The following is a 21970-nucleotide window of genomic DNA, read 5'->3' on the forward strand; positions in this document are numbered from 1 at the left end:
TCGCCCCCCCCCTTTTCCGTTTCCCCCCCCCCCCCCACCCCCCCCCCCCCCCCCCCCCCCCCCCCCCAAGCCCACAATAAAAAAGGCTGCCCGAGGGCAGCCTTTTTTCGTGTTCAGCGCAGGGCTTACTTGCGGTCTTCCAGCTTGGTGATGTCGCGCGACTCGTAGCCGGTGTACAGCTGGCGCGGACGGCCAATCTTGTACGGGCTGGAGAGCATTTCTTTCCAGTGCGAGATCCAGCCGACGGTACGCGCCAGGGCGAAGATCACGGTGAACATGCTGGTCGGAATGCCGATCGCCTTGAGGATGATCCCCGAGTAGAAGTCGACGTTCGGGTACAGCGAGCGCTCGATGAAGTACGGATCGGTCAGGGCGATCTCTTCCAGGCGCATCGCCAGCTCCAGCTGCGGATCGTTCTTGATGCCCAGCTCGCGCAGGACTTCGTCGCAGGTCTGCTTCATTACGGTGGCGCGTGGGTCACGGTTCTTGTAGACGCGGTGACCAAAGCCCATCAGCTTGAACGGATCGTTCTTGTCCTTGGCCTTGGCGATGAATTTGTCGATGTTCGAGACATCGCCGATTTCATCGAGCATGGTCAGCACTGCTTCGTTGGCGCCGCCGTGAGCCGGGCCCCAGAGTGCAGCGATGCCGGCAGCGATACAGGCGAACGGGTTGGCGCCCGACGAACCGGCCAGACGGACGGTGGAGGTCGAGGCGTTCTGCTCGTGGTCGGCGTGGAGGATGAAAATCCGGTCCATTGCCTTGGCCAGTACCGGGCTGATCGGTTTGATCTCGCACGGGGTGTTGAACATCATGTGCAGGAAGTTTTCCGCGTACGACAGGTCGTTGCGCGGGTACATCATGGGTTGACCCATGGAGTACTTGTACACCATCGCTGCCAGGGTCGGCATCTTGGCGACCAGGCGGACCGCGGAGATTTCGCGGTGCTGCGGGTTATTGATGTCCAGCGAGTCGTGATAGAACGCCGACAGGGCGCCAACCACACCGCACATGACGGCCATCGGGTGGGCGTCGCGGCGGAAGCCGTTGAAGAAGGACTTCAACTGCTCGTGCACCATGGTGTGATTCTTCACGGTGCTGACGAACTGGGCCTTCTGCTCGGCATTCGGCAGTTCGCCGTTGAGCAGCAGGTAGCAAGTCTCGAGGTAATCGGATTTTTCAGCGAGCTGTTCGATCGGATAGCCGCGGTGCAGCAGGATACCCTTGTCGCCGTCGATATAAGTGATCTTCGACTCGCAGGATGCGGTCGCCATGAAACCAGGGTCGAAAGTGAAGTGACCCGTGGCCCCCAACCCTCTAACGTCGATAACATCGGGACCAACGGTGCCGGTTAAAATGGGCAGCTCGACGGGGGCTGCGCCCTCGATGACCAACTGCGCTTTTTTGTCAGCCATGTGGCCTCCTATTAATGCTTGAAATCATCAGACAGACCCCCCACGCAGGGCCCGCACCACTATAGTGAGATAAATTCGAATGTCAATTTGCCTAAAGCATGGTTGTAAAGGGCTTTGGGCGTGGTTTTTCCTCGAAATTGCCGCCCGTTTACGCCTTTTATCCGCTAAAGGCAATGCGCTATTTGGGCTAGGGCTCTGCGTTGTCATTAGTAGCCTAACTGTCTATAATCGGCCCCCGACCGCCAGGGGCTTGCAAGCCCGTGTTGCTGGGGTCGTCACTCCCTGGGTGGTGGGTACCTGACCAGTACACTTACCAACAACTTTGCCCTGCTTGCTAGGGGCTCTTCAGTGTGAAAAAAGCCGTGAAAAGCCAACGACCTGTAAACCTAGACCTAAGGACCATCAAACTCCCCATTACCGGCGTTACGTCATTTCTTCACCGTGTTTCCGGCATCATCCTCTTCCTGGGCCTTGGCATCATGCTTTATGCATTGGGCAAATCCCTGGGTTCGGAGGAAGGTTTCGCCGAGGTGAAGGCATGTTTGACCAGTCCGCTGGCCAAATTCGTGGCATGGGGCCTCCTGTCCGCCTTGCTGTATCACTTGGTAGCCGGTGTGCGCCACTTGATCATGGACATGGGCATCGGTGAAACGCTGGAAGGCGGAAGACTGGGCTCGAAAATTATCATCGCCGTCTCTGTGGTGGTGATCGTGCTGGCAGGAGTTTGGATATGGTAACCAACGTCACGAACCTCTCGCGTTCGGGCCTCTATGACTGGATGGCGCAGCGCGTTTCTGCGGTCGTTCTCGCGGCTTATTTCATTTTCCTGATCGGATACCTGGTCGCGCACCCGGGCATCGAGTTTGCCCAGTGGCACGCTCTGTTCTCCAACAACGCGATGCGTATTTTCAGTCTGCTGGCACTCGTTGCCCTGGGCGCTCACGCCTGGGTCGGCATGTGGACCATTGCTACCGACTACCTGACGCCGATGGCGCTGGGCAAGTCGGCGACTGCCGTACGTTTCCTGTTCCAGGCGGTATGTGGTGTCGCGATGTTCGCGTACTTCGTCTGGGGTGTGCAGATTCTCTGGGGTATCTGATTCATGGCTAACATTCCTACGATTTCATTCGACGCCATCATCGTTGGTGGTGGTGGTGCCGGTATGCGCGCTGCGCTGCAGCTGGCTCAGGGTGGTCACAAGACTGCCGTGATCACCAAGGTCTTCCCGACCCGTTCGCACACCGTATCCGCCCAGGGTGGCATCACCTGCGCCATCGCTTCGGCCGACCCGAACGATGACTGGCGCTGGCACATGTACGATACCGTCAAGGGCTCCGACTACATCGGTGACCAGGATGCTATCGAATATATGTGTCAAGAAGGCCCGGCTGCGGTCTTCGAACTGGATCACATGGGTCTGCCGTTCTCGCGTACCGAAACCGGCCGTATCTATCAGCGTCCGTTCGGCGGTCAGTCCAAGGACTTCGGTAAAGGTGGCCAGGCCGCCCGTACCTGTGCCGCTTCCGACCGTACCGGTCACGCGCTGCTGCACACCCTGTACCAGGGCAACCTGAAAGCAGGCACCACCTTCCTCAACGAGTACTACGCCGTTGATCTGGTGAAGAACAAGGAAGGTGCCTTCGTTGGTGTGATCGCAATCTGCATCGAAACCGGCGAAACCATGTACATCAAAGCCAAGGCCACTGTATTGGCTACTGGCGGTGCTGGCCGTATCTACTCGTCCACCACCAACGCCCTGATCAACACCGGTGACGGTATCGGCATGGCCCTGCGTGCAGGCGTTCCGGTCCAGGACATCGAAATGTGGCAGTTCCACCCGACCGGCATCGCCGGCGCCGGTGTACTGGTTACTGAAGGTTGCCGTGGTGAAGGTGGTTACCTGATCAACAAGCATGGCGAGCGTTTCATGGAGCGTTACGCGCCTAACGCCAAAGACCTCGCCGGTCGCGACGTTGTGGCCCGTTCCATGGTTAAAGAGATCATCGCCGGTAACGGCTGTGGCCCTAACGGCGACCACGTGATGCTCAAGCTTGACCACCTGGGTGAAGAAGTGCTGCACAGCCGCCTGCCAGGCATCTGTGAGCTGTCCAAGACCTTCGCTCACGTTGACCCGGTTGTTGCTCCGGTTCCTGTTGTTCCGACCTGCCACTACATGATGGGCGGCGTTGCCACCAACATTCACGGTCAGGCGATGACTCAAGACGCCGATGGCGTTGACCAGATCATCCCGGGTCTGTTCGCTGTAGGCGAAGTGGCCTGCGTATCGGTTCACGGTGCCAACCGCCTGGGCGGCAACTCGCTGCTCGACCTGGTTGTCTTCGGTCGTGCCGCTGGTCTGCACCTGGAAAAAGCGCTGAGCGACGGTATCGAATACCTCGACGCCAGCGACACCGACATCGATGTTGCCCTGAGCCGTTTGAACAAGCTCAACGAGCGCAACACCGGTGAAGACGTCGCTACCCTGCGCCGCGAGTTGCAAAGCTGCATGCAGAACTACTTCGGTGTATTCCGTACTGGCGAATACATGCAGAAGGGTATCGAGCTGCTGGCTCAACTGCGTGAGCGTATTGCCAACGTCAAGATCAACGACAAGTCCCAGGCCTTCAACACCGCGCGTATCGAAGCGCTGGAGCTGCAGAACCTGCTGGAAGTCGCTGAAGCCACTGCAATCGCTGCAGAAGTTCGCAAAGAGTCGCGCGGTGCTCACGCCCGTGAAGACTTCGAAGACCGTGACGACGAAAACTGGCTGTGCCACACCCTGTACTTCCCGGGCGAAAAACGGGTTGCCAAGCGCGCCGTCAACTTCGCGCCGAAAACCGTACCGGCGTTCGAGCCAAAAGTCCGGACTTACTAAGGGGTGGTCGCTATGTTGCAAGTCGAAGTCTATCGTTACAACCCCGATACCGACTCTGCGCCGAAGATGCAGACGTTCCAGGTCGATACCGGTGGCAAGGACCTGATGGTGCTGGATGTGTTGGCACTGATCAAAGAACAGGATGAAGGTTTCTCGTATCGTCGTTCGTGCCGCGAAGGTGTTTGCGGTTCCGACGGTATGAACATCAACGGCAAGAACGGCCTGGCCTGCATCACGCCGCTGTCGGCAGTGGTCAAGCGTAACAAGCTGATCATCCGTCCGTTGCCTGGGCTGCCGGTCATTCGTGACCTGGTCGTCGATATGAGCATCTTCTACAAGCAGTACGAGAAGGTGAAGCCATTCCTGCAGAACGACACGCCGGCTCCGGCCATCGAGCGTCTGCAGTCGCCGGAAGAGCGTGAGAAGCTGGACGGTCTGTACGAGTGCATCCTGTGCGCTTGCTGCTCGACTTCCTGCCCTTCGTTCTGGTGGAACCCTGACAAGTTCCTCGGTCCAGCTGCACTGCTGCAGGCCTATCGTTTCCTGGCCGACAGCCGTGACACCAAGACCCAGGAGCGTCTGGCTTCGCTGGATGACCCGTTCAGCGTATTCCGCTGCCGCGGGATCATGAACTGCGTAAACGTTTGCCCTAAAGGTCTGAACCCGACCAAGGCAATCGGTCACGTACGTAACATGTTGCTGCAAAGCGGTACCTGATTTTTAAAGTGTTGTACCCGTAGCACGCCGAGGTGCGGGCCCTTGCCCGCACCAAGGTGAAACCCGAGCGAGGGCTCAAAAAGCCCGAGCTTTTACCTATGAAGATATGAGACCAGCAGGGGCTTCCGGGCTGGTACCCGGAAAATCTGTGGGATCCTTGGTGGCTTGGTTCGGTCGCTGCATTGGGACTTTTCCAGGCTTGCTATGGCTCTCGCCGATCCGTCCCCTAACCGAGGGTGACCAAGCATGCAAGAAAGCGTGATGCAGCGCATGTGGGAAAGCGCCCACCTTTCAGGTGGTAACGCTGCATATGTGGAAGAGCTCTACGAGCTCTACCTGCACGACCCTAACGCTGTGCCAGAAGAGTGGCGCACTTACTTCCAGAAGTTGCCCGCCGAAGGCAGCACCGCTACCGATGTATCGCACTCTACAATCCGCGACCATTTCGTACTGCTGGCAAAGAACCAGCGCCGCGCCCAACCGGTTTCCGCCGGGAGCGTGAGCAGTGAACACGAGAAGAAGCAGGTTGAAGTTCTGCGACTGATCCAGGCCTACCGTATGCGCGGCCACCAAGCCGCTAAGCTCGACCCCCTGGGGTTGTGGCAGCGCCCTGCGCCAGTAGACCTGTCGATCAATCACTACGGCTTGACCAATGCCGATCTTGATACGACCTTCCGTGCCGGCGACCTGTTCATCGGCAAAGAGGAAGCGAGCCTACGCGAAATCTTCGACGCTTTGCAGCAGACATATTGCCGCACCATTGGCGCCGAATTTACCCACATCGTCGACTCCGAGCAGCGCAGCTGGTTCCAGCAGCGTCTGGAGAGCGTTCGTGGTCGCCCGGCTTTCTCGGCAGATGTCCAGAGCCACCTGCTCGAGCGCGTTACCGCAGCAGAAGGTCTGGAGAAGTACCTGGGTACCAAATACCCGGGCACCAAGCGTTTCGGTCTGGAAGGTGGCGAGAGCCTCATTCCGATGCTGGACGAGCTGATTCAACGTTCTGGTTCCTACGGCACCAAGGAAGTTGTGATCGGCATGGCCCACCGTGGCCGTCTGAACGTTCTGGTCAACACCTTCGGCAAGAACCCGCGCGACCTGTTCGACGAGTTCGAAGGCAAGAAGAAGGTCGAGCTGGGCTCCGGTGACGTTAAATACCACCAGGGCTTCTCGTCCAACGTGATGACCGCCGGTGGTGAAGTTCACCTGGCCATGGCGTTCAACCCTTCGCACCTGGAGATCGTCTCGCCAGTGGTTGAAGGTTCGGTACGTGCCCGTCAAGACCGTCGTAACGACAGTGTTGGCGACAAGGTGCTGCCGATTTCCATCCACGGTGACGCGGCATTCGCCGGTCAAGGCGTGGTCATGGAAACCTTCCAGATGTCGCAGACCCGCGGTTTCAAGACCGGCGGTACCGTGCACATCGTGATCAACAACCAGGTTGGTTTCACCATCAGCAACCCGCTGGACTCGCGTTCCACCGAGTACGCTACCGACGTCGCCAAGATGATTCAGGCGCCGATCCTGCACGTCAACGGTGATGACCCGGAAGCAGTGTTGTTCGTGACCCAGCTGGCCGTCGATTACCGCATGCAGTTCAAGCGTGACGTGGTCATCGACCTGGTCTGCTACCGTCGTCGCGGCCACAACGAGGCCGACGAGCCGAACGGCACCCAGCCGCTGATGTACCAGCAGATCGCCAAGCAGCGCACCACCCGCGAGCTGTACGCTGACGCCCTGACCCAATCGGGTCGTCTTGACGCCGAGCGCGTCCAGGCCAAGGTCGACGAGTACCGTAACGCGCTGGACAACGGCCTGCACGTAGTGAAGAGCCTGGTCAAAGAGCCGAACAAAGAGCTGTTCGTCGACTGGCGTCCGTATCTGGGCCACGCCTGGACCGCGCGTCACGACACCCGCTTCGATCTGAAGACCCTGCAGGAACTGTCGGCCAAGCTGCTGGAGCTGCCAGAAGGCTTCGTGGTTCAGCGTCAGGTTTCGAAGATCTACGAAGACCGCCAGAAGATGCAGGCCGGTGGCTTGCCGATCAACTGGGGCTACGCCGAAACCATGGCCTACGCCACGCTGGCGTTCGAAGGTCACCCGATTCGCATGACCGGTCAGGATATCGGCCGCGGCACCTTCTCTCACCGCCATGCGGTGTTGCACAACCAGAAGGACGCCAGCACCTATATCCCGCTGCAGAACCTCTACAAAGGCCAGCCACGTTTCGACCTGTACGATTCGTTCCTGTCCGAAGAAGCGGTCCTGGCATTCGAATACGGTTACTCGACCACCCAGCCAAACGCGCTGGTTATCTGGGAAGCCCAGTTCGGCGACTTCGCCAACGGTGCCCAGGTGGTTGTCGACCAGTTCATCACCAGTGGCGAGCACAAGTGGGGCCGTCTGTGCGGTCTGACCATGCTGCTGCCTCACGGTTATGAAGGGCAGGGGCCTGAGCACTCCTCGGCACGTCTGGAGCGTTACCTGCAGCTGTGCGCCGAGCACAACGTCCAGGTTTGCGTACCGACCACGCCGGCTCAGATCTACCACCTGCTGCGTCGTCAGGTCATCCGTCCGCTGCGCAAGCCGCTGATCGTACTGACTCCAAAGTCGCTGCTGCGCCACAAGCTGGCCATCTCGACCCTGGAAGATCTGGCCGAAGGCTCGTTCCAGACCGTGATCCCGGAAATCGATACCCTCGATCCGAAAAAGGTCACTCGCCTGGTCCTGTGCTCGGGCAAGGTCTACTACGATCTGCTGGAAAAACGCCGTGCCGAAGGCCGCGAAGACATCGCTATCGTGCGTATCGAGCAGCTGTATCCATTCCCTGAGGACGATCTGGTCGAGATCCTCGCGCCATACACCAGTCTCACGGACGTGGTGTGGTGCCAGGAAGAGCCGATGAACCAGGGCGCCTGGTACAGCAGCCAGCACCACATGCGTCGTATCCTGAGCCGCCACAATAAAGAGCTGGTTCTGGAGTACGCCGGTCGTGATGCTTCGGCAGCACCTGCTTGTGGTTACGCTTCGATGCACGCCGAGCAGCAGGAAAAACTGCTGCAAGATGCCTTCACCGTTTAATGCCATCGCGCACTAGAAACCGAATTTAAGGAACCACTGATAATGGCTATCGAGATCAAAGCCCCTACTTTCCCGGAATCGGTTGCCGATGGCACCGTTGCCACCTGGCACAAGCAACCGGGCGAAGCGGTCAAGCGTGACGAACTGATCGTCGACATCGAGACCGACAAGGTTGTCCTCGAAGTACTGGCTACCGCCGACGGCGTACTGGGCGCTATCGTCAAGGGCGAGGGCGAAACCGTCCTGTCCGACGAAGTCCTGGGCTCGATCGAAGAAGGTGGCGTTGCCGCCGCTGCTCCTGCCGCTGCCGCCGCTCCTGCTGCCGCTGCTGCACCTGCCGCTGCTGCTGGCGACGAAGACGCCATCGGCGCTCCGGCTGCACGCAAGCTGGCCGAAGAGAACGGTATCGCGCTGAACAGCATCAAGGGCACCGGTAAAGACGGTCGCATCACCAAGGAAGACGTTGTAGCTGCCATCGAAGCGAAGAAATCCGCACCGGCCGCCGCTCCAGCTGCCAAGCCTGCCGCTGCTGCTGCCGCACCGATCGTTGCTACTGGCGATCGTACCGAGAAGCGTGTACCGATGACTCGCGTACGTGCCACCGTTGCCAAGCGTCTGGTCGAAGCACAGTCGAACATGGCCATGCTGACCACCTTCAACGAAGTCGACATGACTGAAGTCATGGCTCTGCGTTCGAAGTACAAGGACCTGTTCGAGAAGACCCACAACGGCGTTCGCCTGGGCTTCATGTCGTTCTTCGTCAAGGCTGCTACCGAAGCGCTGAAACGCTTCCCGGCGGTCAACGCCTCGATCGACGGTTCCGACATCGTCTACCATGGCTATGCGGACATCGGCGTTGCCGTATCCAGCGACCGTGGCCTGGTGGTACCGGTTCTGCGTAACGCCGAGCTGATGAGCCTGGCCGAGATCGAAAACGGCATCGCTACCTTCGGCAAGAAGGCACGTGACGGCAAGCTGTCGATCGACGAAATGACCGGTGGTACTTTCACCATCACCAACGGTGGTACCTTCGGTTCGATGATGTCGACCCCGATCGTCAACCCGCCGCAGGCTGCTATCCTGGGCATGCACAACATCATCCAGCGTCCTATGGCCGTCAACGGTCAGGTCGTTATCCGTCCGATGATGTACCTGGCGCTGTCCTACGATCACCGCCTGATCGACGGTAAAGAAGCCGTGACCTTCCTGGTGACCATCAAGAACCTGCTGGAAGACCCGGCTCGTCTGCTGCTGGACATCTGATAAAACAGCTGCAAGCCGCAAACGTTACGTTTCTGGTAGAAACGTTTCGTTTTGCAGCTTGCAGCTTGTCGCTTGAAGCTAAAAGGAATCTTTTATGACCCAGAAATTCGACGTGGTAGTGATTGGCGCAGGTCCTGGCGGCTACGTAGCTGCTATCAAGGCCGCGCAACTCGGTCTGAGCACTGCCTGTATCGAGAAGTACACTGACGGCGAGGGCAAACTGGCCCTCGGCGGTACCTGCCTGAATGTGGGTTGCATTCCGTCCAAGGCGCTGCTGGACAGCTCCTGGAAGTACAAGGAAGCCAAAGAAAGCTTCAACGTTCACGGTATCTCCACCGGCGAAGTCAAAATGGACGTCGCTGCGATGGTTGGCCGCAAGGCTGGCATCGTCAAGAACCTGACCGGCGGTGTTGCCACCCTGTTCAAGGCCAACGGCGTTACTTCGATCCAGGGCCACGGCAAGCTGCTGGCTGGCAAAAAAGTCGAAGTCACCAAAGCTGACGGCACCACCGAAATCATCGAAGCCGAAAACGTGATCCTGGCTTCCGGTTCGCGTCCGATCGACATTCCACCGGCTCCGGTCGACCAGAATGTCATCGTCGACTCCACCGGCGCCCTGGAATTCCAGGCCGTACCTAAGCGCCTGGGCGTTATCGGTGCTGGCGTTATCGGTCTGGAACTGGGTTCGGTCTGGGCTCGCCTGGGCGCAGAAGTAACCGTCCTGGAAGCGCTGGACACCTTCCTGATGGCTGCCGATGCCGCCGTCTCCAAGGAAGCCCTGAAGACCCTGACCAAGCAAGGTCTGGACATCAAGCTGGGCGCTCGCGTGACCGGCTCCAAGGTCAACGGCGCTGAAGTCGAAGTGACCTACACCGATGCCAACGGCGAACAGAAAATCACCTTCGACAAGCTGATCGTTGCGGTCGGCCGTCGTCCAGTGACCACTGATCTGCTGGCTGCCGATAGCGGCGTGACCATCGACGAGCGTGGTTTCGTCTTCGTCGATGATCATTGCGCGACCAGCGTACCGGGCGTTTACGCCATCGGTGACGTGGTTCGTGGCATGATGCTGGCTCACAAAGCCTCGGAAGAGGGCATCATGGTTGTCGAGCGCATCAAGGGCCACAAAGCCCAGATGAACTACGACCTGATCCCATCGGTTATCTACACTCACCCGGAAATCGCGTGGGTCGGTAAAACCGAACAGACCTTGAAGGCTGAAGGCGTTGAGGTTAACGTGGGCACCTTCCCGTTCGCGGCCAGCGGCCGTGCGATGGCGGCCAACGACACCGGTGGTTTCGTCAAGGTCATCGCCGATGCCAAGACCGACCGCGTTCTGGGTGTACACGTGATTGGCCCATCGGCTGCCGAACTGGTGCAGCAGGGTGCAATCGCAATGGAATTCGGCACCAGCGCTGAAGACCTGGGCATGATGGTTTTCTCCCATCCGACCCTGTCCGAAGCGCTGCATGAAGCCGCGCTGGCTGTGAATGGCGGTGCCATTCACGTAGCCAACCGTAAGAAGCGTTAAACAATAAGAAACCACGGCGGGTGGCCCGTCGTGAGTCTTGCGTGCATGACTCACCGCGGAAAGTCCGCCGGACTCGAACTCCCGGAGCATGCCGGGGGCAAGTGGTCACAGGTGGCGCGGCACTCGACAAGAGCGCAGCGCCGAAGCGCAGTACCTAACGAAGACGGTAAAAAGCATGAATCTTCACGAGTATCAGGGTAAGCAGCTGTTCGCTGAATACGGCCTGCCAGTTTCCAAGGGTTTCGCAGTCGACACCCCTGAAGCTGCCGCAGAAGCCTGCGAAAAAATCGGTGGCACCGAGTGGGTTGTAAAAGCCCAGGTTCACGCCGGTGGTCGCGGTAAAGCGGGCGGCGTCAAGCTGGTTCGCAGCAAAGAAGACGCCAAAGCGTTTGCTGCGCAGTGGTTGGGCAAGCGTCTGGTGACTTACCAGACTGACGCCAACGGTCAGCCAGTGACCAAGATCCTGGTCGAATCCTGCACTGACATCGCCAAAGAGCTGTACCTGGGCGCTGTAGTCGACCGTTCGAGCCGTCGTATCGTGTTCATGGCCTCCACCGAAGGTGGCGTGGACATCGAGAAAGTCGCTCACGACACTCCTGAGAAGATCATCAAGGCTACTATCGATCCTCTGGTTGGCGCTCAGCCATTCCAAGGTCGTGAACTGGCATTCCAGCTGGGTCTGGAAGGCAAGCAAGTTGCACAGTTCGCCAAGATTTTCGTCGGCCTGGCCAAGCTGTTCAAAGAACACGACCTGGCCCTGCTGGAAGTAAACCCGCTGGTCATCAAGGCCGACGGCGACCTGCACTGCCTCGATGCGAAAATCAACATCGACGCTAACGCCATGTACCGTCAGCCTAAGCTGAAAACCTTCCACGACCCGTCGCAAGACGACCCTCGTGAAGCCCACGCTGCCAGCTTCGAGCTGAACTACGTGGCCCTGGAAGGCAACATCGGTTGCATGGTCAACGGTGCTGGCCTGGCCATGGGTACCATGGACATCGTCAACCTGCACGGCGGCAAGCCAGCCAACTTCCTCGACGTAGGTGGTGGTGCTACCAAAGAGCGCGTTACCGAAGCCTTCAAGATCATTCTGTCCGACAGCAATGTTGCGGCCGTTCTGGTCAACATCTTCGGCGGCATCGTTCGCTGCGACATGATTGCCGAAGGCATCATCGGCGCGGTGAAAGAAGTCGGCGTCAAGGTACCGGTTGTTGTTCGCCTGGAAGGTAACAACGCTGAACTGGGTGCTAAAGTACTGGCAGAAAGCGGTTTGAACATCATTGCTGCAACCAGCCTGACCGACGCTGCTCAACAAGTTGTAAAAGCTGCGGAGGGCAAGTAATGAGCGTCCTGATCAATAAAGACACCAAAGTCATCTGCCAGGGCTTCACCGGCTCGCAAGGTACTTTCCACTCCGAGCAAGCCATCGCCTACGGCACCAAGATGGTTGGCGGCGTGACTCCGGGCAAAGGCGGCACCACTCACCTGGGCCTGCCTGTGTTCAACACCGTTAAAGAAGCCGTTGCGGCTACCGGTGCTGACGCTTCGGTTATCTACGTTCCGGCTCCTTTCTGCAAAGACTCGATCCTGGAAGCGGCGTTCGGCGGCATCAAGCTGATCGTCTGCATCACCGAAGGCATTCCTACCCTGGACATGCTGGATGCCAAGGTCAAGTGCGACGAGCTGGGTGTTACCCTGATCGGCCCTAACTGCCCAGGCGTCATCACTCCGGGCGAGTGCAAGATCGGCATCATGCCAGGTCACATCCACTTGCCAGGCAAGGTCGGTATCGTTTCCCGTTCCGGCACCCTGACCTACGAAGCGGTCAAGCAGACCACTGACGCCGGTTTCGGTCAGTCCACCTGCGTTGGTATCGGCGGTGACCCGATCCCGGGCTCGAACTTCATCGACATCCTGAAGCTGTTCCAGGAAGACCCGAAGACCGAAGCGATCGTCATGATCGGTGAGATCGGCGGTTCGGCTGAAGAAGAAGCGGCTGCCTACATCAAGGCTAACGTGACCAAGCCTGTCGTTTCCTACATCGCTGGTGTTACCGCTCCTGCGGGCAAGCGTATGGGCCACGCTGGCGCAATCATCTCCGGCGGCAAAGGCACTGCAGACGAGAAATTCGCTGCTCTGCAAGACGCTGGTGTGAAAACCGTGCGTTCGCTGGCAGACATCGGCAAGGCCCTGGCCGAGCTGACTGGCTGGGAAGTGAAGAAGTAATCACTGCCCGCTGAACAAAAAGGCCACCTTCGGGTGGCCTTTTTGTTTCTACGGGATCAGGTATTACCAAGTGACACCCGGATTGCTGTCATCAAGGCGACAAACATGTGCGCTCATCGGACACCTCGTCTGGCAGCGGTGCGCGCTTGGTGCAACTTGGTTACACTGTGCGCACTTTCGTGTCGGTACCCCAAAAGGGTACGGGCATGCTTTAAAGGGCTTGTCTCATCCGGACGGGCTACATTTTCCCTCACCCAAGGGGAAATCCCTCTCTAAATCCCGATTTCAGAAGTGTGGTATTTCCTTAATGAAAGTGTTGAAAGGCCAGGACATCCTGGCGCTTGGTTTTATGACGTTCGCGTTGTTCGTCGGTGCGGGCAATATCATCTTCCCGCCTATCGTCGGCCTGCAGTCCGGTCCTCATGTCTGGATGGCGGCATTGGGCTTCCTGATCACTGCGGTAGGCCTACCGGTCATCACGGTTATCGCCCTGGCCAAGGTTGGCGGCGGCATGGACGCACTGAGCAGTCCTATCGGTAAAGTTGCCGGTGGCTTGCTTGCGGCGGTCTGCTACCTGTCGGTCGGCCCGCTGTTCGCTACCCCGCGCACCGCGACGGTGTCCTTCGAAGTGGGCGTGGCCCCGCTGACCGGCGAAAGCCCGATGGCACTGTTCATCTACAGCCTGGTGTACTTCCTGGTGGTGCTGGCGGTGTCCATGTATCCCGGCAAGTTGCTCGATACCGTGGGGCGCTTCCTGGCACCGCTGAAGATCATTGCCCTGGCGGCCCTGGGTATTGCTGCGTTCATGCTGCCGGCTGGTACCAGCGGTGACGCATTGCCGGCCTATGAAGCTTCGGCGTTCTCCCAAGGCTTCATCAATGGTTACCTGACCATGGATACCCTGGGTGCGCTGGTGTTCGGTATCGTTATCGTCAACGCCATTCGTTCCCGTGGCGTCGAGTCGCCGCGGCTGATCACCCGTTACGCCATCATTGCCGGCCTGATCGCCGGTGTCGGCCTGGCGCTGGTATACATCAGCCTGTTCCGCCTGGGTGCGAGCAGCCATGAAATTGCCACCGGTGCGACCAATGGCGCAGCAGTCCTGCACGCTTATGTGCAGCACACCTTCGGCTCCCTGGGCAGTGGCTTCCTGGCGGTACTGATTGCGCTGGCCTGTCTGGTGACTGCGGTGGGTCTGACCTGTGCCTGTGCCGAGTACTTCAGCCAGGTGTTGCCGTTGTCCTACCGCACCCTGGTGGTGATCCTCTGCGGCTTCTCGCTGCTGATCTCCAACCTGGGTCTGACCAAGCTGATCATGTTCTCGATCCCGGTGCTGACTGCGATCTATCCGCCGTGCATCGTGGTGGTCGGCCTGAGCTTCTGCAAAGAGCTGTGGAACTCCCAGGTACGCATCCTCGCACCCGTGATGCTGGTATCGCTGCTGTTCGGTATGGTTGATGCCATCAAGGGCACCAGCCTGGCTCACCTGCTGCCAGACGTCTTGGCACATCTGCCATTGAGCGAGCAGGGCCTGGCCTGGCTGGTCCCTTCGGTCGTCACCCTGGGTGTGGCCGTGGTCTGTGACCGCATGCTCGGCAAGCCGCGCGAAGCGCTGGCCTGAGAATAGGCCTCTAGCCTGACGTCGGCCACAAGCCATCGCGCGTCGGGCAGGGCAGATTCCAAGCCCCGCATCTGAAAAGATGCGGGGCTTTTTCGTTTCTTGGTCCAGGGCGTGTCTTTTTCTTCGGCTAAGCGTCGAACGTCGGTCAATGCGTTCTACTGTGCGCGAAACTTTTTACCGGGACCTCGCATGAGCTTCATTCAAAGCAATCTGAATCACCTGCTGGCGGCCTGCTGGTTTGTTGTCTGCTGGGGCGGCTATACCCGCTACGCGACCTGGAAAGGGCGTGATACCGCATGCCTAGCCAGCGTGCTGCATCTGTACCGTGAAGACTGGATGCGCCGCATGCTGATGCGCGACAACCGCATCGCCGATGCCAGTGTGATCGGCAACCTTGAGCGCAATGCGTCGTTTTTTGCTTCCAGTACGCTAATTATTCTCGCCGGTATCCTCACCGTGCTTGGTGCCTCTGACCGCGCTGTGTCACTGCTGGCAGATCTGCCGCTGGTCCAGCAAGCGACTCAAGGCATGTCGGAAATCAAACTGCTGTGCCTGGCCACGGTGTTTGTCTATGCCTTTTTCACTTTCAGCTGGTGCATGCGCCAGTACAACTTCGCTGCTGTGCTGGTGGGCTCGGCGCCAATGATCGGCGAGCGCCATGTCAGTGAAATGGAGCGCAAGGCGTTTGCCCAGCGTGCCGCTCGGGTGATTTCCCTGGCCGCCAACCAGTTCAACTTCGGCTTGCGTTCTTATTATTTCGGCATGGCCATGCTCAGTTGGTTCATCAGTCCCTGGCTGTTCATGCTGATGAGTGCGGGCGTGGTAGTAGTGCTGTATCGGCGCGAGTTTCACTCCGATGTACTGGATGTGATGGTCTATACCCCCACCGAAGCGCCTGCGGCGGAAGGGAATAAAGAGACTGCGGTTAACTGAAGGGTTAACTAAAACGCAGGCATAAAAAAACCCGACAATTGTCGGGTTTTTTATTCCAGCGGGCTTGCTTACTTGGCAGGCTCGGCAGGAGTGACCGGAGCAGCAGGAGCGGCTTCTTTAGCGGCTTCTTCAGCAGCTTTCTGTTGCGCTTCAGCACTGTCTTTGGCGGCTTCAGCGTTTTCTTTTGCGGCCTCGTTCACTTTATCCTGAGCTTCGTCCATCTTTTGCTGGGCGTTCTCGGTGTGTTGCGCAGCATCCTGAGCTTTGTCTTCGCTGGCTTTATCGCAAGCAGCGAGACCCAGGGCGGCGGCCAGCATTACGGCGAAAGCAAAAGGTTTACGCATGGGGTGTTTCTCCTTGTGGAATAAGTTACTTGTTCCTTTGAGCTCAAGTAACTGGAATAAGTTCCACATACATTACAGATATATAACTCTCGGATCTATATAGACTTTTTTTCAGGCATGTGCATAGCTTCAATAACCACAAGGGTCTTAGTGACATGAGCGACACTCCATTGATGGCCATGGCTGAGCGATTTCTTTCTGCGCTGCCTCATTGCCAGGTGTTAAAGATGCGTGTGCAGCATGCAGATACTCAGGGAATGACCCTGTTGTTGCCGTATTCGACGAAAATTGTCGGTAATCCCCAGACCGGCGCTATTCACGGTGGTGCCCTGACTACATTGATGGATACCACCTGTGGCATGGCTACGTTGTGTGCGCTGGCCGAGTTTGAGGTCTGCCCGACCCTCGACCTGCGCATCGACTATATGCATCCGGCCAAGGCCGGGCTGGATATCTACGGTTATGCCCATTGTTACCGGGTCACTCGGGATGTGATTTTCACCCGTGGCATGGCCTACCAGGATGATCCCGAGCAACCGATAGCCCAGGTGGTCGGTACCTTCATGCGCTTGGGCAAAGGTGTGAAGGGTGGTCTGAACTTTGGTAATGCGTTGAAGGAGCCTACGCAATGATTCCTCCAGAGATACACGCGCAACTGCGTCAGGCCCATGCTGAAGGCAACTACCAGCCGCTATTGCAACTAATTCCGTATGCGGGCTTGATCGGCATCCAGTGCAGTCGCCAGGGCGATGACCTGCTGTTCTGCTTGCCAGCCAATCGGGACAACATCGGCAATCCACTGCTGCCGGCTATTCATGGTGGCGTGATCGCCGGTTTCATGGAGTTGTCGGCGGCACTGTACCTGCTGATTTTCACCGAGAGTGCGACGATTCCGAAGATCATCGATTTCTCTATCGACTACCTGCGTGCCGGGCATTTTCGCGATACCTATGCTCGCTGCCAGCTGTGGCGTCAGGGGCGACGGGTGACCAATGTGGCGATCACCGCCTGGCAAGGCAGTCAGGACGAGCCCATTGCTACCGCACGCGCGCATTTCAAGATCGAAGAAATCAATCAGCCCTTGAAATAGTCTCTCGCGCCCCCATCTGTTGCTCATCCCGCCGTGAAAGCAGGCCAGGGCCGATGTGCCCGCCTGCCGAACGACAACTGCCATCAGATTGGAGTGTTGAAGACCATGAGTGTGGAAACTCAAAAAGAAACCCTGGGCTTCCAGACCGAGGTAAAGCAACTGCTGCACCTCATGATCCATTCCCTGTATTCGAACAAGGAAATCTTCCTTCGCGAACTGATTTCCAACGCTTCTGACGCGGTCGACAAACTGCGTTTCGAAGCCCTGGCCAAGCCTGAGCTGTTAGAAGGCGGCGCTGAGCTGAAAATTCGTGTCAGCTTCGATAAAGACGCCAATACCGTCACCCTCGAAGACAACGGCATCGGCATGAGCCGCGAGGACGTGATCACCCACCTGGGTACCATTGCCAAGTCCGGCACTGCCGACTTCATGAAGCACCTTAGTGGTGACCAGAAGAAAGACTCGCACCTGATCGGCCAGTTCGGTGTGGGCTTCTACTCGGCCTTCATCGTCGCCGACAAAGTTGACGTGTTCAGCCGTCGTGCCGGCGCACCGGCTGCCGAAGGCGTGCATTGGTCCTCCAGGGGCGAAGGCGATTTTGATGTCGCCACTGTGGACAAAGCCGATCGCGGCACGCGTATTGTTCTGCACCTGAAAAAAGGTGAAGAAGAGTTCGCCGATGGCTGGCGCCTGCGCAATATCATCAAGAAATACTCCGACCACATTGCCCTGCCGATCGAGCTGCCTAAAGAAGTCGAAGCGGCTGAGGGTGAAGAGAAACCGGCCGTGGAATGGGAAACCGTCAACCGCGCCAGCGCCCTGTGGACCCGTCCGCGTACCGAGATCAAGGACGAGGAATACCAGGAGTTCTACAAGCACATCGGCCACGATTTCGAGAACCCGCTGGCCTGGAGTCACAACAAGGTCGAGGGCAAGCTTGAGTACAACTCGCTGCTGTACGTGCCGGCACGTGCGCCGTTTGACCTGTACCAGCGCGAAGCGCCGCGCGGTCTGAAGCTGTACGTCCAGCGTGTGTTCGTCATGGACCAGGCCGAGTCGTTCCTGCCGCTGTACCTGCGCTTCATCAAAGGCGTGGTCGATTCCAACGACCTGTCGCTGAACGTCTCGCGGGAAATCCTGCAGAAAGACCCGATCATCGACTCGATGAAGTCGGCGCTGACCAAGCGCGTGCTGGACATGCTCGAGAAGCTGGCGAAGAACGAGCCTGAGCAGTACAAGGGCTTCTGGAAGAACTTCGGTCAGGTGATGAAGGAAGGTCCGGCCGAAGACTTCGCCAACAAAGAGAAGATCGCCGGCCTGCTGCGCTTTGCGTCCACCAGCGACGACAGCGGCGAGCAGAGCGTGTCCCTGGCCGACTACCTGGCTCGCGCCAAGGAAGGTCAGGACAAGATTTACTTCCTCACCGGCGAGTCCTACGCGCAGGTCAAGAACAGCCCGCACCTGGAAGTCTTCCGCAAGAAAGGCATCGAAGTGCTGCTGCTGACCGACCGTATCGACGAGTGGCTGATGAGCTACCTGAGCGAGTTCGACGGCAAGAGCTTCGTCGACGTTGCCCGTGGTGACCTGGATCTGGGCAAGCTGGACTCCGACGAGGACAAGAAAGCCCAGGAAGAAGTCGCCAAGGAAAAAGAAGGCCTGGTCGAGCGTCTGAAGGCCGCCTTGGGTGAAAGCGTCAGCGAAGTGCGGGTATCGCACCGTCTGACCGATTCGCCAGCGATTCTGGCTATTGGTGAACAGGACCTGGGTCTGCAGATGCGCCAGATCCTTGAAGCCAGCGGGCAGAAGGTGCCGGACTCCAAGCCGATCTTTGAATTCAACCCAGGCCATCCGCTGATCGAGAAGCTGGATAACGAGCAGAGCGAAGACCGTTTCGCTGACTTCTCGCACATCCTCTTCGATCAGGCCGCGCTGGCGGCAGGTGACAGCCTGAAGGACCCGGCGGCTTACGTTCGTCGCCTGAACAAGCTGCTGGTCGAGTTATCGGCTTAAGTAGTTGCAGGAAAGCCCGCTTCGGCGGGCTTTTTTCATGGTGCAAGGAGGAGTGCATGAGCAAGGTTACCGTTGATTCGCTGGTCTATCATGTTGCCGGCAAAGCCTATGAGAGTCGCTTGTTCTATACCCAGGGTGCCACGGCGCAACCTGGTTTGCTGATGGCGCCAAACTGGATGGGGGTTGGCGAAGGGGCTGAACGGATTGCCCGGGATGTTGCCGCCCAGGGCTACGTGGTGTTGCTCGCCGATATCTACGGGCAGACCCTGCGACCCTCGAACATGGACGAAGCGGGTGCGGCAATGACGCCGTTGAAGGATGATCGGGTTGAGCTGCGCAAGCGCCTGAAGGCAGCGCTGGATCAGTTGTTGGGGCAATCGAAGGCGGTGTTGGAACCGGGCAAACTGGCTACCTTCGGCTTTTGTTTTGGCGGATGTTGTGCGCTGGAACTGGCCCGCGAGGATGCCCGCCTGCAGGCTGCGGTGTCATTCCATGGCACCCTCGACACGCCGTTGCCGGCGCAAGAAGGCAAGGTCAAGGCTTCGATGCTGGTATTGCACGGTGCGGCTGACCCGTTTGTACCCAAGGAGCAATTGCCGGCCTTCGAGGCAGAGATGGACGCGGCCAAGGTTGACTGGCAACTGGTCAGCTATGGCGGCGCAGTGCACTCGTTCACTGATACCGCAGCAAACATCCCTGGCAAGATGAAGTACGACGCGCGTACCTCCAAGCGGGCGTTCCGGGCGATGTACAACTTGCTGGATGAAGTCTTCAAAGTCTGACAGTTTCGCGGGGCAAGCCCGCTCCCACCGAGTTTTCACTCTCCCGGTGGGGGCGGGCTTGCCGGCGGGCTTGCCCCGCGATCAATTTCAAGGCAACTCGATTCGCTCGCTTTCCCCCGGCACCGTCGGCCAATCCCCGGCCGCCCAGCGCGCCCGGGCCTGCTCGATCAACGCCGGATCACTGGCAACGAAGTTCCAGTTCATCCGCCGTGGCCCATCCAGCGGCGCGCCACCGAACAGCACCAGTTTGCTTTCACTCTCGGCGTACAGGCTCATTTCTTCACCTTCGGGCAGCACCACCAGGCTGTGGGGCTCGACGGCTTCGTCATTCAAGAATACTTCGCCTTCGAGCACATAGAGCGCGCGCTCGACGTGCTCGGTCGGGACACTCAAGGTGGTGGCGGACTGCATTTGCACCAAGGCGTAGAGGGTCGGTGAAAGCACCGGCACCGGTGATTGCAGGCAGAAACCGCTGCCGGCAATCAGGCGAATGTTCACCCCCAGGCTGTCGCTGCCTGGTAGGGTCGCGGCCGGGTGATGGCTGTAATGTCCGGGTCCTTGTTCCTTGTCTTTGGGGGAGGCCAACCAGATTTGCAGGCCATGCAGGCGTGAGCCGCTGGCTAACAGATCAGCCGGGGTGCGCTCGACATGGGCAATAGCGCTACCTGCCGTCATCCAGCTGACGTCCCCGGCCTTGACCCGTTGATCCGAGCCTAGGCTGTCCTTGTGCAGGAGCTCGCCTTCGAACAGGTAGGTCAGGGTAGAAAGACCAATATGTGGGTGCTGCCGAATATTCACGCCATGGCCGGACGCATAGTCGGTCTCGAGCATGTGGTCGAAGAACACGAACGGTCCGACACTGCGGCACTGTGCCGAAGGTAGTGGGCGCAGGATCGGTTGGCCCTCGACGGATTCGGCGCGAGGGTGGATGACCAGAGGGTTGCTCACGGTGGGCTCCAGGCCGGGAATGATGAGCTTGAGCATAACCTGTTACACGCGTCGCCTGAACTGCGCGGCGACCAGGCCGGTCTACCCTGTCTGAATCGCCAGGAAGGAGCGTGCAATGTTTGCCAGGCATCTGGGCTGGATGGTATTGATGGGAATGACCCTGCAAAGCGTACAGGCGCGGGAGTATCGCTACAGCGATGCACACTTGCACTACGTGGACTTCTTCCAGGAAAGCGAGGGCATGCAGGCGCTGCTCAAGGCGATGGATGCGGCGCGTATCGATCAATCGATGATCTCGGGTGTCGCGGTAGCGAAAAAATGGCATGAGGACGAACCCAAGCGCCCGCGCTACTACGCCGGTGACGATGCCGATGCCTATTGGTATAGCGCCACCGATATTTACGTGGCGGCAGCGCTGGAAAAACTCGAACCTGAACAACGCCAGCGCTTTCACCCGTTTCTGACCGGCTTCAACCCGGTGGACAAGAATGCTGTGGCGCATATCGAGCGGATGCTCGTACTGTATCCGGGGCTCTGGCAGGGCATTGGCGAGGTCTTCACCCGGCATGATGACCTGACGGCGCTGACCAGTGGCGATACGCCTCGTGCCAACAACGAAGCCATGACCCGTATCTACCACCTGGCGGCCGAGCAGGATCTGCCGGTGCTGATCCATTCAAATATCACTTCCAAGCGCGAGCGCAATCCGTTGTACCTGGCTGAAATTGAAGAGCCGTTGCGCAACCATCCACACACCCGGTTCATCTGGGCCCATGCCGGCACCAGCATGGAGATCCACCGCCATCAAACGCAGTTGGATTTTCTATTGCCAACGCTGTCGCGCATGCTCGAAAGCTATCCCAATCTCTATGTGGACCTGTCCTGGAGCGTGCTGCAGCCTTACTTGCTGGACGAGCAGGGCAAACCCAGGGGGGAGTGGGTAGCGCTGGTCAAGCGCTTCCCCGAGCGCTTCATGCTCGGTTCTGATGTGGTTGGCCGGTTTGATAGCCTGGGAGAACAACTACATAGTTTCGATCCTTTTCTCGATGCCTTGCCCGCCGAGGTGGCGCAAAAGGTCGCGCAGGAGAACTTTCTCGCGGTTTTGCCACGCAAGCGAGAATGATGTGCCTGTCAGTT

The 21970-nt window shown here is 58.6% G+C and carries 19 protein-coding genes; 16 read left to right on the plus strand and 3 right to left on the minus strand.

All coding sequences use genetic code 11. From position 1 onward, the window contains the following. Positions 1-125: 125 nt before the first annotated feature. A complete protein-coding gene (gene gltA / locus ACO6VD_RS18030) occupies positions 126-1415 on the minus strand; it encodes a citrate synthase (RefSeq protein WP_038613122.1) in 1290 nt (429 codons plus the stop codon). 350 nt (positions 1416-1765) lie between these two features. Here gltA and sdhC point away from each other — a divergent pair, with 350 nt between their 5' ends. The 11 genes from sdhC to ACO6VD_RS18085 all read left to right on the plus strand — a co-directional run bounded on the left by sdhC (position 1766) and on the right by ACO6VD_RS18085 (position 15659). Next, positions 1766-2152: a succinate dehydrogenase, cytochrome b556 subunit gene (gene sdhC / locus ACO6VD_RS18035; protein WP_174446946.1), complete on the plus strand. Its 387-nt coding sequence runs from the start codon at positions 1766-1768 to the stop codon at positions 2150-2152. Continuing rightward, positions 2146-2514, plus strand: a complete 369-nt coding sequence (gene sdhD, locus ACO6VD_RS18040) for a succinate dehydrogenase, hydrophobic membrane anchor protein (protein ID WP_028945358.1) — start codon at positions 2146-2148, stop codon at positions 2512-2514. Before sdhC ends, sdhD begins: the two co-directional genes overlap by 7 nt. Before the next feature lie 3 nt (positions 2515-2517). Further along, entirely contained in the window at positions 2518-4290 is a 1773-nt protein-coding gene (gene sdhA / locus ACO6VD_RS18045) for a succinate dehydrogenase flavoprotein subunit (protein WP_422421017.1), read from the plus strand. A 12-nt stretch (positions 4291-4302) separates the two neighbouring features. After that, positions 4303-5007, plus strand: a complete 705-nt coding sequence (locus tag ACO6VD_RS18050) for a succinate dehydrogenase iron-sulfur subunit (RefSeq protein ID WP_045188779.1) — start codon at positions 4303-4305, stop codon at positions 5005-5007. A gap of 246 nt (positions 5008-5253) precedes the next feature. Then, the gene (locus ACO6VD_RS18055; RefSeq protein ID WP_422421019.1) at positions 5254-8085 is read left to right on the plus strand and encodes a 2-oxoglutarate dehydrogenase E1 component; all 2832 of its coding nucleotides are present in this window, start codon (positions 5254-5256) and stop codon (positions 8083-8085) included. Between the two features lie 42 nt (positions 8086-8127). Continuing rightward, positions 8128-9348 carry a 2-oxoglutarate dehydrogenase complex dihydrolipoyllysine-residue succinyltransferase gene (gene odhB, locus ACO6VD_RS18060; protein WP_157193386.1) on the plus strand — a complete coding sequence of 407 codons (1221 nt, stop codon included), beginning with the start codon at positions 8128-8130 and terminating at the stop codon, positions 9346-9348. A 94-nt stretch (positions 9349-9442) separates the two neighbouring features. Beyond that, on the plus strand, positions 9443-10879 hold the full coding sequence (gene lpdA, locus ACO6VD_RS18065; protein WP_400173516.1) for a dihydrolipoyl dehydrogenase: 1437 nt from the start codon (positions 9443-9445) through the stop codon (positions 10877-10879). Between the two features lie 175 nt (positions 10880-11054). Further along, positions 11055-12221 (plus strand): ADP-forming succinate--CoA ligase subunit beta, encoded by a 1167-nt coding sequence (sucC, locus tag ACO6VD_RS18070; RefSeq protein WP_038613110.1) that lies wholly within the window; start codon positions 11055-11057, stop codon positions 12219-12221. Further along, positions 12221-13105, plus strand: coding sequence for a succinate--CoA ligase subunit alpha (gene sucD, locus ACO6VD_RS18075; protein ID WP_038613108.1), 885 nt, complete (start codon positions 12221-12223; stop codon positions 13103-13105). Before sucC ends, sucD begins: the two co-directional genes overlap by 1 nt. A 307-nt stretch (positions 13106-13412) precedes the next feature. Further along, positions 13413-14726 (plus strand): branched-chain amino acid transport system II carrier protein, encoded by a 1314-nt coding sequence (gene brnQ, locus ACO6VD_RS18080; protein ID WP_422421022.1) that lies wholly within the window; start codon positions 13413-13415, stop codon positions 14724-14726. A gap of 189 nt (positions 14727-14915) precedes the next feature. After that, positions 14916-15659: a DUF599 domain-containing protein gene (locus tag ACO6VD_RS18085; protein ID WP_422421024.1), complete on the plus strand. Its 744-nt coding sequence runs from the start codon at positions 14916-14918 to the stop codon at positions 15657-15659. A 68-nt stretch (positions 15660-15727) separates the two neighbouring features. Here the strand turns inward: ACO6VD_RS18085 and ACO6VD_RS18090 are convergent, their stop codons facing one another. Beyond that, on the minus strand, positions 15728-16003 hold the full coding sequence (locus ACO6VD_RS18090; protein ID WP_422421026.1) for a hypothetical protein: 276 nt from the start codon (positions 16001-16003) through the stop codon (positions 15728-15730). Between the two features lie 155 nt (positions 16004-16158). On the opposite strand from ACO6VD_RS18090, the gene ACO6VD_RS18095 reads away from it, so the two are divergent. The 4 genes from ACO6VD_RS18095 to ACO6VD_RS18110 all read left to right on the plus strand — a co-directional run bounded on the left by ACO6VD_RS18095 (position 16159) and on the right by ACO6VD_RS18110 (position 19885). After that, positions 16159-16635 (plus strand): PaaI family thioesterase, encoded by a 477-nt coding sequence (locus tag ACO6VD_RS18095; RefSeq protein WP_422421027.1) that lies wholly within the window; start codon positions 16159-16161, stop codon positions 16633-16635. Then, positions 16632-17093, plus strand: coding sequence for a PaaI family thioesterase (locus tag ACO6VD_RS18100; RefSeq protein ID WP_422421028.1), 462 nt, complete (start codon positions 16632-16634; stop codon positions 17091-17093). Before ACO6VD_RS18095 ends, ACO6VD_RS18100 begins: the two co-directional genes overlap by 4 nt. A gap of 105 nt (positions 17094-17198) precedes the next feature. Continuing rightward, complete coding sequence (htpG, locus tag ACO6VD_RS18105; RefSeq protein ID WP_422421030.1) at positions 17199-19103, plus strand: molecular chaperone HtpG; 1905 nt, start codon at positions 17199-17201, stop codon at positions 19101-19103. Positions 19104-19159: 56 nt separating this feature from the next. Next, positions 19160-19885, plus strand: a complete 726-nt coding sequence (locus tag ACO6VD_RS18110) for a dienelactone hydrolase family protein (protein ID WP_422421032.1) — start codon at positions 19160-19162, stop codon at positions 19883-19885. Positions 19886-19972: 87 nt separating this feature from the next. Here the strand turns inward: ACO6VD_RS18110 and ACO6VD_RS18115 are convergent, their stop codons facing one another. Then, a complete protein-coding gene (locus tag ACO6VD_RS18115) occupies positions 19973-20833 on the minus strand; it encodes a pirin family protein (RefSeq protein WP_422421034.1) in 861 nt (286 codons plus the stop codon). 115 nt (positions 20834-20948) lie between these two features. Here ACO6VD_RS18115 and ACO6VD_RS18120 point away from each other — a divergent pair, with 115 nt between their 5' ends. After that, entirely contained in the window at positions 20949-21956 is a 1008-nt protein-coding gene (locus ACO6VD_RS18120; RefSeq protein ID WP_422421035.1) for an amidohydrolase family protein, read from the plus strand. Positions 21957-21970 lie beyond the last annotated feature (14 nt).

Source organism: Pseudomonas sp. GZD-222 (assembly GCF_049310525.1).
Classification (GTDB): Bacteria; Pseudomonadota; Gammaproteobacteria; order Pseudomonadales; family Pseudomonadaceae; genus Aquipseudomonas.

Coding starts and splice junctions, on each gene's coding strand:
- gltA (WP_038613122.1), bottom strand. CDS start 1,415: ATGGCTGACAAAAAAGCGCAGTTGGTCATCGAGGGCGCAGCCCCCGTC.
- sdhD (WP_028945358.1), top strand. CDS start 2,146: ATGGTAACCAACGTCACGAACCTCTCGCGTTCGGGCCTCTATGACTGG.
- sdhA (WP_422421017.1), top strand. CDS start 2,518: ATGGCTAACATTCCTACGATTTCATTCGACGCCATCATCGTTGGTGGT.
- ACO6VD_RS18050 (WP_045188779.1), top strand. CDS start 4,303: ATGTTGCAAGTCGAAGTCTATCGTTACAACCCCGATACCGACTCTGCG.
- ACO6VD_RS18055 (WP_422421019.1), top strand. CDS start 5,254: ATGCAAGAAAGCGTGATGCAGCGCATGTGGGAAAGCGCCCACCTTTCA.
- odhB (WP_157193386.1), top strand. CDS start 8,128: ATGGCTATCGAGATCAAAGCCCCTACTTTCCCGGAATCGGTTGCCGAT.
- lpdA (WP_400173516.1), top strand. CDS start 9,443: ATGACCCAGAAATTCGACGTGGTAGTGATTGGCGCAGGTCCTGGCGGC.
- sucC (WP_038613110.1), top strand. CDS start 11,055: ATGAATCTTCACGAGTATCAGGGTAAGCAGCTGTTCGCTGAATACGGC.
- sucD (WP_038613108.1), top strand. CDS start 12,221: ATGAGCGTCCTGATCAATAAAGACACCAAAGTCATCTGCCAGGGCTTC.
- brnQ (WP_422421022.1), top strand. CDS start 13,413: ATGAAAGTGTTGAAAGGCCAGGACATCCTGGCGCTTGGTTTTATGACG.
- ACO6VD_RS18085 (WP_422421024.1), top strand. CDS start 14,916: ATGAGCTTCATTCAAAGCAATCTGAATCACCTGCTGGCGGCCTGCTGG.
- ACO6VD_RS18090 (WP_422421026.1), bottom strand. CDS start 16,003: ATGCGTAAACCTTTTGCTTTCGCCGTAATGCTGGCCGCCGCCCTGGGT.
- ACO6VD_RS18095 (WP_422421027.1), top strand. CDS start 16,159: ATGAGCGACACTCCATTGATGGCCATGGCTGAGCGATTTCTTTCTGCG.
- ACO6VD_RS18100 (WP_422421028.1), top strand. CDS start 16,632: ATGATTCCTCCAGAGATACACGCGCAACTGCGTCAGGCCCATGCTGAA.
- htpG (WP_422421030.1), top strand. CDS start 17,199: ATGAGTGTGGAAACTCAAAAAGAAACCCTGGGCTTCCAGACCGAGGTA.
- ACO6VD_RS18110 (WP_422421032.1), top strand. CDS start 19,160: ATGAGCAAGGTTACCGTTGATTCGCTGGTCTATCATGTTGCCGGCAAA.
- ACO6VD_RS18120 (WP_422421035.1), top strand. CDS start 20,949: ATGTTTGCCAGGCATCTGGGCTGGATGGTATTGATGGGAATGACCCTG.